Source organism: Corynebacterium sp. H127 (assembly GCF_037482665.1).
Classification (GTDB): domain Bacteria; phylum Actinomycetota; class Actinomycetes; order Mycobacteriales; family Mycobacteriaceae; genus Corynebacterium.
The window spans coordinates 21,572-37,115 of record NZ_JBBHKY010000010.1 but is presented as its reverse complement, the minus strand read 5'-3'; the positions used below and the strand labels follow the sequence as shown (position 1 = coordinate 37,115).

Annotated in this window: 9 protein-coding genes; 4 read left to right on the top strand and 5 right to left on the bottom strand. The window is 59.7% G+C overall.

From position 1 onward, the window contains the following. The 4 genes from WG936_RS10340 to ileS all read left to right on the top strand — a co-directional run bounded on the left by WG936_RS10340 (nt 1) and on the right by ileS (nt 5,162). On the top strand, nt 1-285 hold the full coding sequence (locus tag WG936_RS10340) for a YggT family protein (RefSeq protein ID WP_339565164.1): 285 nt from the start codon (nt 1-3) through the stop codon (nt 283-285). Nucleotides 286-523: 238 nt separating this feature from the next. Next, nucleotides 524-1,522, top strand: coding sequence for a DivIVA domain-containing protein (locus WG936_RS10335; protein WP_339572870.1), 999 nt, complete (start codon nt 524-526; stop codon nt 1,520-1,522). 90 nt (nt 1,523-1,612) lie between these two features. Next, nucleotides 1,613-1,768, top strand: coding sequence for a hypothetical protein (locus WG936_RS10330; RefSeq protein WP_339572869.1), 156 nt, complete (start codon nt 1,613-1,615; stop codon nt 1,766-1,768). Between the two features lie 238 nt (nt 1,769-2,006). Then, on the top strand, nt 2,007-5,162 hold the full coding sequence (ileS, locus tag WG936_RS10325) for an isoleucine--tRNA ligase (RefSeq protein WP_339572868.1): 3,156 nt from the start codon (nt 2,007-2,009) through the stop codon (nt 5,160-5,162). Between the two features lie 52 nt (nt 5,163-5,214). Here ileS and WG936_RS10320 read toward each other — a convergent pair whose 3' ends face one another. The 5 genes from WG936_RS10320 to WG936_RS10300 all read right to left on the bottom strand — a co-directional run bounded on the left by WG936_RS10320 (nt 5,215) and on the right by WG936_RS10300 (nt 15,543). Next, a complete protein-coding gene (locus WG936_RS10320; RefSeq protein ID WP_339565160.1) occupies nt 5,215-5,817 on the bottom strand; it encodes a hypothetical protein in 603 nt (200 codons plus the stop codon). Nucleotides 5,818-6,015: 198 nt separating this feature from the next. Then, on the bottom strand, nt 6,016-9,780 hold the full coding sequence (locus WG936_RS10315) for a multifunctional oxoglutarate decarboxylase/oxoglutarate dehydrogenase thiamine pyrophosphate-binding subunit/dihydrolipoyllysine-residue succinyltransferase subunit (RefSeq protein WP_339572867.1): 3,765 nt from the start codon (nt 9,778-9,780) through the stop codon (nt 6,016-6,018). Nucleotides 9,781-9,930: 150 nt separating this feature from the next. After that, on the bottom strand, nt 9,931-13,671 hold the full coding sequence (locus tag WG936_RS10310; RefSeq protein WP_339572890.1) for an ABC transporter ATP-binding protein: 3,741 nt from the start codon (nt 13,669-13,671) through the stop codon (nt 9,931-9,933). A gap of 187 nt (nt 13,672-13,858) precedes the next feature. After that, on the bottom strand, nt 13,859-14,671 hold the full coding sequence (locus WG936_RS10305) for a hypothetical protein (RefSeq protein ID WP_339565158.1): 813 nt from the start codon (nt 14,669-14,671) through the stop codon (nt 13,859-13,861). Nucleotides 14,672-14,730: 59 nt separating this feature from the next. Further along, on the bottom strand, nt 14,731-15,543 hold the full coding sequence (locus tag WG936_RS10300; RefSeq protein ID WP_339572866.1) for a shikimate 5-dehydrogenase: 813 nt from the start codon (nt 15,541-15,543) through the stop codon (nt 14,731-14,733). Nucleotide 15,544: the final 1 nt, after the last annotated feature.

Here is a 15,544-nt window from a genome sequence, read left to right as displayed (position 1 = left end):
GTGAATAGCATTACCGCGATCTTGGCGATGATCCTGCAGATCTACTTGTATCTGCTGATCATCCGAATCATCATCGAAATGATCCAGTCATTTTCCCGGCAGTTCCGTCCGCCGCGCTGGTTTGCACTCATCGCCGAGCCAGTGTTCATTGTGACGGATCCGCCGGTAAAGGCTTTGCGACGTCTCATTCCGCCAATTCGCACGGGTGGTGTGGCGCTTGACGTGTCGATCCTGGTGCTATTCATCGGACTGCAGTTGCTGATCGCAGTGTTGCACATGATCTAAAACTCGCATTAGATTGCCGGGCACGGGCGATTTAAAGTGAGTTTCTGCGATGAAAATGATAAATTCAAACTGCGTTTTGCTGTTGCGGTAGATTAAGTACTTTCCGGCATTAGTCGGGGAATCGCTACCGTGGCTTAAGAAAAGTAACTAAACTGTAAAGAAATTTGCTGTGGGGACTTCCTGCAGCGTGCCTCCAATTCCAGTTGGGGGCTGCAAATTATCGCGAAGGGAACGGTCAATGCCGCTGACTCCAGCTGACGTGCACAATGTCGCTTTTAGCAAGCCTCCAATTGGCAAGCGTGGCTACAACGAGGACGAAGTTGATCAGTTCCTCGATCTCGTCGAAGACACTCTTGCACAGCTGCAGGAAGAAAACGACGATCTCCGAACCAAGGTAGAAGGGTTCGAGAAGGATGGCGGCAAGGCCCCATCCGTCGCACCTGCTACCAAGGATGTCGACGTAGCTGCCATCGAGAAGAAGGCAGCGGCTGAGGCCGAGGCCAAGATTCGTGCGGAATACGAAAAGAAGCTCAACGAAGCACAAGCAGCTACCAAGTCCGCACAGGATCAGGTCAAGAAGGCACAAGACGAGGCTAAGAAGGCGCAGAGCGAAGCACAGGCAGCCCGCGCTGAAGCTGAGAACGCCAAGAAGTCTTCCGCTAACAAGTCTGCTGCTCCAGCCGCTGCTGCTGCAGTTGCCGGTGCAGGCGTTGGCGCAGCTGCAGGCGGCGCCGCAGCTGGTGCTGATACCCACATGCAGGCAGCCCGCATCCTCGGCCTGGCACAGGAGATGTCTGATCGTCTCACCAGCGAAGCCCGCGAAGAGTCCAAGTCCATGCTGGACGAGGCACGCGCCGCCGCTGAGAAGACCATCAACGATGCGAACTCCGCTTCCGCTGCGACCCTGGCCGAGTCCCGTTCACAGGCTGACAAGATCATCGCCGATGCAACTCAGCGTTCCAACGCAATGCTCGCCGACGCTACCGCTAAGTCCCAGGCCCAGATCAAGCAGGCTGAGGACAAGGCTAATGCGCTGCAGGCCGACGCAGAGCGCAAGCACACTGAGACCATGGCAACGGTCAAGCAGCAGCAGAACGCCCTGGAAGGCCGTATCTCCGAGCTGCGCACCTTCGAACGCGAGTACCGCACTCGCATGAAGACGCTGCTTGAGACTCAGCTGGAAGAGCTGGTCTCCCGTGGCCCAGCCGCACCGAATGGTGGCGCTGAGAACCAGTAATTGCAGCCTCATCTCCCTCTTGCTCTAGACTTAGCTCTTGGCGCAAGAGGGGGATCTTGCGTTTTACTACCGTGTTTCTTGGAAGGCACCATGACTCTGACCACTTTGATTCTCGCCCTCGCTGCATTTGCTGCTTTTGTTGCTGGCGTTGTCACCGGGGACGTGCTGTGGTACATGCTCGTGATTATCCTGACCATCACTGGGTTGATCCTGTGGGTGATGGACTTGCGTTCTAGGAAGCGCTAACTTTCAGCGATCAGTTATACTGAGCCAAACAAGCAAAGATCCGGCCATCACCGGGGAGCTTTCCGGAAGAACGGCCTCACAGGGGCCCAGTAGAACCGGACGGGTGGGACCGTGAGATACCTTTTCGGCCAATAAAGTGGGTCCGTTGCAAATGTGTAGCTGGCCAAGCAGGGTGGTACCGCGTCCACATCGGGCGTCCCCGCGGCAGAAGATGAACTTAGCTGCTAGGAGCCACTTTATGAACAACACGGGCCGCGTTTACCCCCGCGAAGACCTATCAGGCGGAACCAATCAGTTCCCACAGATGGAACAGCAGGTTCTTGATTTCTGGGCCAAGGATAAGACTTTCCAGGCCTCGCTAGACAATCGCGATGGGGCTGGGGAGTACGTCTTCTACGACGGCCCACCGTTCGCTAACGGACTGCCACACTATGGGCACTTGCTCACCGGCTACGTAAAAGACATCATCCCGCGTTACCAAACCATGCGCGGCAAGAAGGTCGCACGCGTCTTCGGCTGGGATTGCCACGGCCTACCAGCGGAGCTGGAAGCTGAAAAGCAGCTCGGCATCAAGACCGGTGAGATCGAAGGCATGGGTCTGGCCAAGTTCAATGACTACTGTGCTACCTCGGTGCTGAAGTACACGGAGGAGTGGAAAGAGTACGTCACCCGTCAGGCACGCTGGGTGGACTTTGAAAACGGCTACAAGACCATGGATACGGACTTCATGGAGTCCGTCATGTGGGCGTTCAAGGAGCTTTATGACAAGGGCCTGATTTACCAAGGCTTCCGGGTCCTGCCTTATTCCTGGGCGGAGCAGACCCCACTGTCGAACCAGGAGACCCGCCTGGATGACTCTTACAAGATGCGCCAGGATCCAACTCTCACGGTCACCTTCCCAATCACCGCTAAGGTTGCCGGTTCCGCGGCTCCGGATGCGCTGATCGGTACGAGTGTCCTGGCTTGGACCACCACGCCGTGGACCTTGCCTTCTAACCTTGCGTTGGCAGTTCACCCAGAGGTGACTTATGCGGTCGTTGAGGTAGGGGAGGACGGTCTCGCAGAGTTCCGCGGTCAGCGACTGCTGCTTGCCGAGGCTCTCATCGGTGCACACGAGAAGGAACTGGGCACCGAACACACCGTGGTTGCTACCTACCAGGGCGCCGAATTGGAAGGCCTGAGTTACCAGCCACTCTTCGAATTCTTCCTGGACCAGCCGAACGCTTTCCAGATCATCGTCGCTGACTATGTCACTACCGAGGACGGCACCGGCATCGTCCACCAGGCCCCCGCCTTTGGTGAGGACGATATGTTTGCCTGCGCCGAATACGGCATCGAGCCGGTCATCCCGGTCGGCATGGATGGAAAATTCACCTCCCTGGCGGCTCCTTACCAAGGCCAGCTCATCTTCGATGCGAACAAGCAGATCATCAAGGACCTCAAGGCCGCTGGGCGCGTGCTGCGTCAGGCAACCATCGAACACTCCTACCCGCATTCCTGGCGTTCTGGCGAGCCACTGATCTACATGGCGCTGCCGTCCTGGTTCGTCGCCGTCACCAAGTTCCGTGATCGCATGGTGGAGCTGAACAAGGAGGGCATCGAGTGGATGCCGGAGCATATCCGCGAGGGCCAATTTGGTAAGTGGCTGGAAGGTGCCCGCGACTGGAACATCTCCCGTAACCGCTACTGGGGCTCACCGATCCCAGTGTGGATGTCCGATGATGAGAACTACCCACGCGTAGATGTCTATGGATCCCTGGACGAGCTGGAGCGCGATTTTGGCGTGCGCCCGCAGTCCCTGCACCGCCCATACATCGACGAACTGACCCGCCCGAACCCAGACGATCCGACAGGCAAGTCCATGATGCGCCGCGTCCCAGAGGTTCTGGACTGCTGGTTCGAATCTGGCTCCATGCCGTTCGCCCAGAAGCACTACCCGTTTGAGAACAAGGACTGGTTTGATACCCACGCGCCAGCTGACTTCATCGTGGAGTACTCCGGCCAGACCCGTGGCTGGTTCTACACCATGCACGTGCTCTCCACCGCGCTGTTCGACCGTCCTGCCTACTCCAAGGTGGTTGCCCACGGCATCGTGCTTGGCGACGACGGATTGAAGATGTCCAAGTCCAAGGGCAACTATCCGAACGTCAACGAGGTGTTCGATCGGGACGGCTCCGACGCAATGCGTTGGTTCCTGATGGCCTCGCCAATCCTGCGCGGCGGCAATCTAATTGTCACGGAGCAGGGCATCCGTGAGGGCGTGCGCCAGGCCCTGCTACCGATGTGGAATGCGTACAGCTTCCTGCAGCTCTACGCCTCCAAGCCGGCAACGTGGCGGGTGGATTCCGACGACGTGCTGGATCGCTACATTCTGGCCAAGACATACGACCTTGTCGCTGGAGTCCAGGCTTGCTTGGACGGCACTGATATCGCGAGCGCCTGCGACCAGGTACGTGTGTTCTGTGATGTGCTGACCAACTGGTACGTGCGCCGCTCCCGCGACCGTTTCTGGGCTGGCGATGAAGCCTACCCGGCTGCCTTCGATACCCTCTACACGGTGCTGGAGACGCTGACTCGGGTAGCTGCTCCGCTGCTGCCGATGGCTACGGAAGTCATCTACAAGGGGCTGACCGGGGATCGTTCTGTACATCTCACGGACTTCCCGAATCCGGCGGACTACCCAGCTGATGCCGATCTCGTCGAAGCGATGGACGGCGTTCGTAGCGTGTGTTCCGCAGCGTCTTCTGTGCGTAAGGCCAACAAGCTGCGTAACCGCTTGCCGTTGCCGGCGTTGACCGTGGCTATGCCGGGCTCGGATCGACTCGCGGATTTTGCTGCCATCATTCGCGATGAAGTTAACGTGAAGGATGTCCAGCTGTCCGATGACGTTGACTCCGTGGGCCGCTTTGAGGTCGTCGTTAATGCCAAGGCCGCCGGGCCCCGCCTGGGCAAAGACGTGCAGCGTGTGATCAAGGCCGTTAAGGCCGGTGACTACACCCGCTCCGGCAACGTCGTGCTTGCCGACGGTATCGAGTTGCATGAGGGGGAGTTCACCGAGCGTCTTGTCGCCGCGAACCCGGAGTCCACCGCGCAGGTCGACGGTTTCGGCGGTTTGGTTTCCCTAGACATGACTGTCACAGAGGAACTGGAAGCTGAGGGCTGGGCTGCTGACCTCATCCGTGGTTTGCAGGATGCCCGCAAGGCGGCGGACTTTGACGTCACCGACCGGATTTCCGTAGTTCTCAGTGTGCCGGCAGAGAAGCTGGAATGGGCGCAGCGTCATGCTGAGCACATTGCTGCCGAGGTGTTGGCGACTTCCTTCGAAGTCGGTACCGACGCTGTCGAGGGCACTGAGGTGCTCAAGGGTGTGACCGCCAGCGTGGCAAAGGCTTAACGCTCTATCCAATAAAGCAGTGACGGGGCCCGCGAGCCCCGTCACTGCTTTATTATGCTGCTGGTTCTGACATTCTTCGCAGCTTGAGGCCAACTCGTGCGAAGTAGATGCCGAATAGGACTTCGATCGTCAGGGATGGCCCCCACGCCAAGATTTCGAAGAACGTATACCAGCGACGGCTGAGGTTGGCGCAGGAGTAACAAAGCCAGAACGCGCCATCGAGTGCGATTCCGTAGGCAAGCCAGCGCGGAAACAGCGGGTGATGGTAGAGGCAATATGCGCACGGAAGTAACGCAATGGCGAAAACAAATTGAGCTATGAGGAAGGCGGTCTCGAAACCATCGAAGTTTGGGACACGCTGAATGAGCTCCGACACACCGTAGAGCTGAATCATGCCCGAGACGCAGGCGATTCCGAAAGTCATGAGCTTCGGGGTGCGAAGGTATGTCGGCATGGTGCCTAGATAGGCGATGAGGACACCGAAAAAGCACAAAATGCCGCCGAAACGAGTAAGCGCCAGCGCTATAGAAGTGGACCAATTCGCATCCGCGATAGCAACCAAAGTTAGATAGCCCGCCCATCCAGCAGCTGTGATGAGCATGGCTAGGCCTTGATCGCGTAGGTCGAAAATGGTCCCTAGATCTCGATCTGCCACACCTTCTCCGTACTGCCGAACTGGTCTGTTGTCAGACAAACAAGTTTATCAAATCATTACAATGGTCGAATGATTTTGTATGTAAATCCTTAAAAAGGTGTGGTTTGTGATCGATCTGCAATAAATATCGAGCCTTTCATGAAAAAGCACTACCCGCTCGCTAAATTGCGAACCGGGTAGTGCATAGCGCCTTAAGCGTTAAGCGAAGGCTTCGTCGATAAGCGCAGCCTGCTCAAGCTGGTGCACCTTATTGATGCCCGTCGAGGTGGAGGACTGTGCTCGGCGGGAGACCCGCTTCAGCTTCGGCATATCAGGAAGCAGTTCTGGCAGGTTGAGTGCATAGAACGGCCATGGGCCCTGGTTAGCAGGCTCATCCTGGCAGAAGCGGACTTCCTCCAGGTTCGGGAACATCGCGAAGATTTCACGCAGTCGGTTATGCGGTATCGGATGCAGCTGCTCGAGGCGAACAACGGCAACGTCCTCGCGGCCGTCCTTCTTCTTGCGCTTCTCGAGGTCGTAGTACAGCTTGCCGGAAACCAGCAGCACCTTCTTGATCTTCGCGGCATCGCCGATCACGTTGCCGAGGGCATCCTGGATCGCCGGATCGTTGATCACGGAGCGGAACTTCTTGACCTCGGTGAACTCCTCAACGGAGGAAGCTGCAGCCTTCATGCGCAGCATGGACTTCGGAGTGAAGACCACCAGTGGGCGCTTCAGCTCACCCAGCGCGTGGCGACGCAGCAGGTGGAAGTAGTTAGCTGGGGACGTCGGCTGAGCCACCGTCATGGAGCCCTCAGCACACAGCTGCAGGTAGCGCTCGATGCGGGCAGAAGAGTGGTCCGGCCCCTGGCCCTCGTAGCCGTGCGGCAGGAGCAGGATGACGCTGGACTCTTGGCCCCACTTGGCTTCACCAGAAGAGATGTACTCATCGATGATGGTTTGTGCACCGTTGGCGAAGTCACCGAACTGTGCCTCCCAAGCTACAACGGCATCCGGGTTACCCACGGAGTAGCCATATTCGAAGCCCATGGCGGCGTACTCGGTCAGTGCCGAGTTGTAGATCATGAATTTGCCACCGTTGCCCTTAGCCTGTGCCAGCTCATGAATCGGGCTGTACTCGGCTGCGGTCTCCGGATCAATCATGACGGCGTGACGCTGGGTGAAGGTACCGCGGCGCACGTCTTCGCCTGCCAAGCGCACAACCTTGCCGGAGTTCGCGAGAGAGGAAAAGGCGATGAGCTCGGCCCAGCCCCAGTCGATGCCGCCTTCGAGGGCAGACTTGGCGCGCTTTTCTGCGATCGGTGCGACGCGAGAGTGCGCCTTGAAGCCGGCTGGGATGTTGTGCCAAGCGCCACCGATTTCGGCGAGGTCGGCTGCGGAGATAGCCGTCTCCAGGCCGTGCGGCAGCTTCTGGGATCCAGTGATCCCTTCCTGCTGGCCTAGCGGATCCTTTTCGGCGCCCTTGACCTCGTTGAAGACGGATTCCATCTGATCGTGGAAATCGCGTGCTACAGCCTCGGCCTCTGCATCGGAGAGGTCACCACGGCCAAGGAGCGAGTCGGCGTACTGTGCGCGCACGCCGGGCTTCTCGTCGATGACGTCGTACATCTTTGGCTGGGTCATCGATGGGTCGTCGGCCTCGTTGTGGCCACGGCGACGGTAGCAGATGAGGTCGATGAAGACGTCCTTGCCAAAGCGGCGGCGGTATTCGGTAGCCAGCTGGCCTACCCATACGACGGCCTCAGGGTCGTCACCGTTGACGTGGAAGACCGGGCAGCCATAAGCCTTAGCCAGGTCAGTGGCGTAGTGGCTGGAGCGTCCGGAGTCTGGGGTAGTGGTGAAGCCGATTTGGTTGTTCACCACGATGTGGATGGTGCCGCCCACGGTGTAGCCGCGCAGCTGGGAAAGGTTGATGGTCTCGGGAACGATGCCGAGTCCGGCGAATGCTGCGTCGCCGTGGAGCAAGATTGGCACGACGGTGTAGCCGTCTGGGCCCTTGTCCAAAATGTCCTGCTTGGCGCGGGCGATGCCCTCCATGACCGGGTTAACGGCCTCGAGGTGGGATGGATTCGCGGTTAGAGTGACCTTGATTTCGCCATCGCCGAACATCTGGATGTGCTTGCCCTCGGCGCCGAGGTGGTACTTCACGTCGCCGGAAGCGCCAGCGGTATCGATGGACATATTGCCCTCGAACTCGTTGAAGATCTGGCCGAATGGCTTGCCGACGATGTTGGCGAGCACATTCAGACGACCACGGTGTGGCATGCCGATGACAACTTCGTCGAGGCCCTGGCCGGCAGCGGTATCGATGGAAGCATCCATCAGCGGGATCAGGGACTCGGCACCCTCGAGGGAGAAGCGCTTCTGGCCGACGAACTTGGTCTGCAGGAAGTTCTCAAATGCTTCAGCGGCATTGAGCTTCTGCAGGATGTACTTCTGCTCAGCGCGGGTCGGCTTAGGCATACCGGCTTCGAGACGATCCTGCAGCCAAAGGCGCTCATCGCGGTCAAAGATGTGGGTGTACTCGGAGCCGACCTTCAGCGTGTAGGCAGCGCGCAGGGTCTTCAAAACCTCGCGCAGCGTCATGGTCTCGCGGCCCGCAAAACCGCCGACATGGAAGGTACGATCCAGATCCCACAGCGTCAGGCCGTGGTTCTCAATGTCGAGGTCGCGCAGGTCTGGGATCGGCAAGCCGTCCTGGACATACTGCAGCGGGTTGGTGTCTGCGATGAGGTGGCCACGAGAGCGGTATGCCTCAATGAGCTGCATGACGCGGGTGTTCTTGTCCACGCCGGTGTTCGGTACATCCTGTGCCCAGCGCATTGGGGTGTAAGGCACGTGCATGGTCTGGAAGATGTGATCCCAGAACAGGTCGTCGATAAGCAGCTGCGACATGGTGCGCAGGAACTCGCCGGACTCGGCACCCTGGATGACGCGGTGGTCATAGGTGGAGGTGATGGTGACGAGCTTACCGACGCCCAGTTCCGCCAGCCGATCCTCAGAGGCGCCCTGGAACTCAGCTGGGTAATCCATCGAGCCCACACCGATGATGGTGCCCTGGCCCTTGGTCAGGCGTGGCACGGAGTGGCGGGTGCCGATGCCGCCTGGGTTAGTCAGGGAGATGGTGATACCGGAGTAATCATCCATCGTGAGCTTGTTCTCACGGCCACGCTTGACTACGTCTTCGTATGCTGCGAGGAACTCGGAGAAGCTCATCTTCTCGCATTCCTTGATGGCTGCGACAACGAGGGCGCGGGAGCCGTCCTTCTGTGGCAGGTCAATGGCTAGGCCAAGATTGATGTGCTCCGGCACGATCAGGGTTGGCTTGCCGTCAACAACATCGTAGGAGTTGTTCATGTCTGGGTGGGCCATGATGGCCTTGACCAGGGCGTAGCCGATGATGTGCGTGAAGGAAATCTTGCCGCCAATGGTGCGCTTCAGATGGTCATTGACCATGGAGCGGTTTTCGAACATGAGGCGGGCTGGCATATCGCGAACCGACGTTGCGGTTGGAATCTCCAGAGAGATGTCCATGTTCTTGGCGATGGCCTTGTAAATGCCCTTCAGGGCAGTCTGGGAACCGCCAGGCAGTTCACCAGCGCGATTCAGCGGGGAAGCAGCCTTCTTCTGCTCAGCAGCCTTCTTGAGTGCTGCCGCAGAAGAACTAGAGGCGGGGCCTGCGCTCCGCGGCGTCTTAGCTGGAGCCTTCTTAGCAGATTCAGCGGCCGCCTTAGCAGGTGGCTCAGCTGCTGCCGGCGCGGACACCTCAGGGGCGGAAGAGGTTGCTGTGGCGGCCGGTTGTGCTGGGGTAGTAGGAGCGGATGCGGGCGCAGCCTTGGGAGCGCCCTGCTTCTCAAAAAGTTCCCGCCATTCGGCGTCCACGGACTGTGGATCCTTGCTGAATTGCTGGAACATCTCGTCAACCAGCCACTGGTTCTGGCCGAAGTTACTAGCGCTGCTCACGGCAGGGTCTCGCCTCATTTCCGTTGTAAATATTTACGTCAGTAGTCAACTGTAGTAGTTCCATACAGGCTAACGTGTTTCAGCCCATAAAGTCACACAGATTTCCGGGGAGTCGCTGCGCATCTCGCAGTTACCCCAATTTTGGTGGTGCTAGTGCGCCCGCCACATGTCCGCGTAGCGACCATTGCGCGCTAAGAGTTCATCGTGGGAACCATCCTCAATGATACGCCCGCCGTCGATCAGCACAATGCGATCAGCACGAGCCGCGGTGGCTAACCGGTGCGCCACGATGACAGAGGTGCGGGTGGAAGTCACCCGGTCGGAAGCGCTCAGAATAGTGGCCTCGGTTGCGGGATCAAGTGTTGCAGTCGCCTCATCGAGCAGCATGATGTCTGGCTCGCACATTTCGGCGCGTGCCAGCGCAATGAGCTGGCGTTGACCGGAGGAAAGGCCACGGCCGCGCTCGCCGACGGGATGATTGAAGCCACCGGGGATCGCCGAGATCGCGGTGAGTGCGCCCACACGGCGGGCGGCCGCTGTGATGTCCTCCGGAGTTGCTGTGGGCCGTCCGTAGGCGATGTTCTCGGCGACGGTGCCGCTGAAAAGATGCGCCTCCTGCGGAACCAAGCCGATCGTCCGACGCCAGTCGCGGAGCGGGAACGTGCGGATGTCGGTGCCTGCTGCGCTGACTACACCCGCCTGGGGGTCATAAAACCTAGCGAGGAGCTTGATCGTGGTTGATTTCCCGGCACCCGTGGCGCCGACGAGAGCGACGGTACTGCCCGGTTGAATCGCTAGGTCGAAATGCGAGGTGACTGCCGGGAGTTCGGGGCCGTAGGCGAAGGCAACATCGGACAGCGCGAGCTCGCCGGTGGCGGCCACAGCGGCGCCAGGTGCGGTGCCACTATCGACGACCGAAGCCGAGGTTCCCAGCAGCTCCGAGATTCTTCGCAGGCCGACTGCGGCCTGTTGGTAGCCGTCGAAAAGCTGCGAAAGCTGCTGAATCGGCCCGAAAAGCAGTCCCATGTACATCACGAACGCCACCAATACGCCAGGGGAGAGCTCACCGCGCTGGACTTGGAGGGCCCCGAATCCGAGGACCGCAGCTGAGGTGAGCTCGCTGAGAGCATTGATACCGGGGAAGTACAGTGCCACTGCGGTCTGGGAGGAGACGCGGATGCGACGGTAGCGTTCTGCTTCCTGCTCGAATGCGAGTAAGGAGGCTTCTTCCATGCCGTGCATCTGCGCGATGCGCAACCCCGAGATGCTCTCCTGGAACATGGCGTTGACTGTGCTGATTTGTTCGCGCGCTGCCGTGTACAGCCGGGAGGAAATACGGCGGAATATGGCGGTGGCCACGACCAAGATCGGGATCGCTGCGAGCGCTAGCAGCGCAAGCGATAAATCGGTGGCCAGCAGCATCGCGGAAATTCCGAGCAGCGTTGCCAGCGAGACAATTGCTTGCGCCACGCCGGTCTGCAAGAAGGAAGAGAGGGCATCAACGTCTGTGGTCATGCGGGTCATGATCTTCCCGGACATGGTGCGTTCGAAGTAGTCCAGGCTCAGCCGGTTCAAATGCGCGTAGGTGCGCAGTCGGAGTCCGAAGAGTAGCCGTTCGCCGGTGCGGGCGGTGAGGACAGTGTGCACCATCGCTGTGATCCAGCTGATGAGAACGACGGCGGTACCCAGGATCGCGATGATCCATAACGTGTCGCGGTCTTGCTGCAGCACGCCATTATCGATGGCGAAGCGAACCAGCGAAGGGAACGCTAGGTCGGTGGCCACTCCGATGAGCAGACACAGCATTACCGCGAGGATCAGCCAGCGCACCTGCCGAAACAGCGGCAACAGCCGGAAAGGGGCGGTAGTGGATCGGGCGAAATGGGCGTCCACCTTGGGTTGCTCAGTGGCCGGTGGCAGCGCGGCCACTTGAGCCATGAGCTCCGGGGTGGCAGGCATTGCTGCTGCCATGCCCATGCCGCCGCCGCGGCCTCCACCCCGGCCACCAGGTCCAGCGACGGCGGAGGCCGCAGCGCGAACTGTCGCGGAGTTCATCCCGGCCGGGCCATGCGCTGAATACTCTGGCCAAAGCTCTTCCCAGGTGGGATCGTGGGTGCCGTCGTCGAAAGGCAAGCCGGTAGCGTCCTCCGGTTGGAAGTCCAGGTCCATGAGGTGGGCAAAGCGCTGCTGCGTCCGCATCTGCGCTAGCGTGCCGACGGCCGTAGCGTGGCCATTCTCAATCAGCGCCACACGATCAGCAAGGTCCAGGGTGGATTGGCGGTGTGCCACGGCAAGGATTGTGACATCGGAGAACTCTGTGCGAAGTGCCTCGTAGATGCGGGCTTCGGTGGTGGCGTCGATAGCGGAGGTGGCATCGTCAAGAACCAGGATGCGGGGGCGGGCCAGCAAGGCACGGGCCAACGCGATGCGTTGACGCTGGCCACCAGAAAGCGTCAGGCCGCGTTCGCCGACCACTTCTTCATAACCATTGCTCAAGTTGCTGATGAAGTCATGCGCTTGGGCAGCTGTAGCCGCCGCGTGGACCTGCGCATCGGTGTAGTTCCCACCCATGGTGATGTTGCTGCGGATGGAGGCACTAAACAGGAAGGCTTCATCAAAGACGCAGATGAGGCAGCGGCGCAGCTCATGGTCGCTGACATCGCGGGTATTGATGCGCGTGCCGCTCGGGGTGAGCAACTCGATTGTTCCGGCGGCAGGCTGGTAGAACTTGCCCAGTAGCTGCACCGCCATGGTCTTTCCGGCACCGGGTGGGCCGACTAAAGCCAAGGTCTCACCTGGCTGGACGCTAAGACTGAGGTCGCTGAGGATAGTGCGGTCCTGGTCGTGAAAATCAACGCCGGTCAGTGCGATGCCTAAGGGGCCATCCGGGATCGGCGTGGGCACGGCGGGATCGCTATGCTCCGGTGCCAGGTCAAGCACCTCAAAGACACGAGTCACCGAAGAACGCGCCATGTTGATACGCAGCACCATGCCAGAGAGCATTCGGGCCACGCCCGTCAATGAGGACAGGTACGCGGAGAAAGCCACAAAGGTGCCAATGGTGATGTGGCCGGACATGGCGAGCCAGCCACCAAGCGCAATGTTTGCGACCAAGGCCAATTGCGGCAACTGGTCTACCAGCGGCTGGAATTTTGCGTTCAGCCGGGCCGAACGCATCCGGGTTGCGTAGACCTTGCGGCTGCTTTCTTCGATGGCGTCGATCTCACGCTGTTCCTGTGCGAAGGCCTTCACCACTCGGATGCCGGTCACCGTTTCCTCAACGTGGGTCGCGAGGTCGGCCGCGGCCTGCTGGGCAGCCCAGGTAGCAGCGAACATTGGCTTACGAGAGTACAGCGCGCCGAAGAAAACCAGGGGAAGGGAGGCGAGGGCGACCAAGGCCAGCAGCGGTGACATCGCCAGCATGACGACGACGGTAAAGACCAACTTGAGTAGGTGCCCCACCGCGAGGGGAAACATCGCGACCAAGCCCTGGACCATGTTGATATCGGAGATCGAACGGCTGACAATCTGCCCCACTCGGATCCGGTCCTGCCCCGGGCCGTCCAGCTTATGCAGCGTCTCAAGCAGGCGGACTCGGATGCGGTGCTGGGTATTGATGGAGAGCAGGCCGGCGGTATAGCGGCGGCCAAACTGGGCGAAAAAGCGCGCCAGGGCGACGGCGATGAGCACCACGATGATGGCGGTCAGTTCAGAGTATTGGGGTAATAAGGAAGCGGCAGGGCCACCATGGGCCTGGCCGGTGGCGACGTCGACTGCGTCGCGGGTAAGCAGTGGTATCGACAGCTCCATGGTGACCACGGCGATGGTGGCGAAGGTCGCCACAGTGGTGGTCTTCGGATACGAGGCGATGATGCGCCACAGATCCCACATGCGCTGGTTGTTTTTCGCACTGCTGGGTGAGTTCACTATCGTGGATGAGTCCTTTGCATTGATGTTCAGTTGTGAGAAAGAGATTGACTCCGGCCGTGCAGTCACGCAGGGCCGGAGGTTAGCTAGGTGCCCCAAATCGTTGGGGCGGCTTCAGAGGTGGAGCCCTAAGCTCGTACTGGTTGTTTGCTTACTTGCCGAACTTGGGCAGGCTCCACTTACGGGGATTAATCTTGGCGAGAATGCCTTGTTCCGGAGCCGGCTGCATCGGCAGTGGCTCGGTGAACTGCGCCGGGATCGGCCCCATGGATTCGCGGGTGTTTTGGATAACCTGATCTGCCAGCTTACGGTTGGCGATGGTACCCACCACGAGTCCAATACCCAGTGGCATGATCTTGCCGATCCACATGGTGCGCAGCCTCTTGGCAAAGCGATTGCGCACCATCTTCATCAGCTGGGTGTTAATGGTGTTCAGGCCCGGCATGCTGATGCGGTTGATCTTGTTCGCGACGGAGGCGTTCTGGAGCTCCTTGTTCTTGACGTCGCCCAGCAGGGCATCAACTACCGCGGTGCCCGGCGCGCCCAGGACCACAGCCAAGATCAACGCGCGACGACGCTCAGCATCGCGCACTTCCACGCCCCGCAGCAACGCAGAGGCTGTAGAGTACAGCGCCGCAGCATTGAGGAAGACGAGGGACTCTGCGCCCACAGCAGCAGCGCCGGTGATGAAGCCAACGCCGGGGAAGGCTGCAGCAAGACCAGCAGCGCCACCAGAGCCGGTAGCCAAACGCTTGAAGTGTTTATCCATGTCCGCCTGGATCTGCGCTGGGGTGGCATTCGGATTGTTACTGCGGAGCCACTTGACGTAGTTTTCCACGACGGAGGTCTGGAGACGCACAGCGTTATCCAGGCCGCCGATCAGCATACGTCCGGTAACGCCGGCGTTGTCTTCGAGTGCTGCGGAGTCAGAGCCAAGAGCGTCGGTGATGGTGTTTTTAGCCATTGTGTTGCAACCTTTCTTTTGTCATCCTGACGCTAAAGGTGGCCAGGATTGGTTCAACATCAATTCTGCTGCGAATATTCCTCCGCCGCCATCACTTGCTCGATTGTTGGGGTTACACCGGTGTAAAGAGCGAACTGTTCCGCTGCTTGGAGAGCCACCACTTCGCCACCGGTGATCTTCGGGACGCCGAGGCGCTCGGCAGCCTGGATGAGCGGTGTTTGTACTGGATACGCCACTACATCGAACACCATCTTGGCCCGGGAAATCTCCTCGTCGGAGAAGGCCTGCAGGTCCTGGGCATCCCCATACATTCCGATCGGGGTGACGTTTACTAACAATTCCGCATCGGCGGGCACCTCGCCGGAGAAATCCCACCCATAGCGGCTCGCGAGTGCGCTGCCAGTGACGTGGTTTCGGGCCACCACAGTGCCCGTCATGCCGTGGTCAGCAAGCGCTGCGACGACGGCGTTGGCCATGCCGCCCGAGCCCTTGATCGCCACTCTGAGGGTGCTTGGCACTTGGTGGGCCTGCAGGAGCTGCGCAACGGCGATGTAGTCCGTGTTGTAGCCCTTCAGATGCCCGTCGGTGTTCACGATGGTGTTCACAGACTCGATGCGCTCCGCGGAGGGATCCAGCTCGTCGATGAGCGCGATGACGTCGCTCTTGTAGGGCATGGAGACGCCTGCGCCGCGGATGCCGAGGCCGCGCATGCCCGCGATGGCGGCCACGATGTCAGTGGGGGCCACCGCCTTGTAGAGGTAGTTGAGTCCGAGCTCGGCGTACAGCCAATTGTGAAAGCGCACCCCATGATTTGAGGGGCGGGCGGCGAGAGAAATACACAAAGTGGTGTCGCGATCGACGATATTAACCATA

Excerpts from the sequence above, each read along its gene's own strand:
- WG936_RS10300 (WP_339572866.1), bottom strand. The coding sequence starts at position 15,543 with ATGGTTAATATCGTCGATCGCGACACCACTTTGTGTATTTCTCTCGCC.
- ileS (WP_339572868.1), top strand. The coding sequence starts at position 2,007 with ATGAACAACACGGGCCGCGTTTACCCCCGCGAAGACCTATCAGGCGGA.
- WG936_RS10335 (WP_339572870.1), top strand. The coding sequence starts at position 524 with ATGCCGCTGACTCCAGCTGACGTGCACAATGTCGCTTTTAGCAAGCCT.
- WG936_RS10310 (WP_339572890.1), bottom strand. The coding sequence starts at position 13,671 with ATGTGGGATCTGTGGCGCATCATCGCCTCGTATCCGAAGACCACCACT.
- WG936_RS10305 (WP_339565158.1), bottom strand. The coding sequence starts at position 14,671 with ATGGCTAAAAACACCATCACCGACGCTCTTGGCTCTGACTCCGCAGCA.
- WG936_RS10330 (WP_339572869.1), top strand. The coding sequence starts at position 1,613 with ATGACTCTGACCACTTTGATTCTCGCCCTCGCTGCATTTGCTGCTTTT.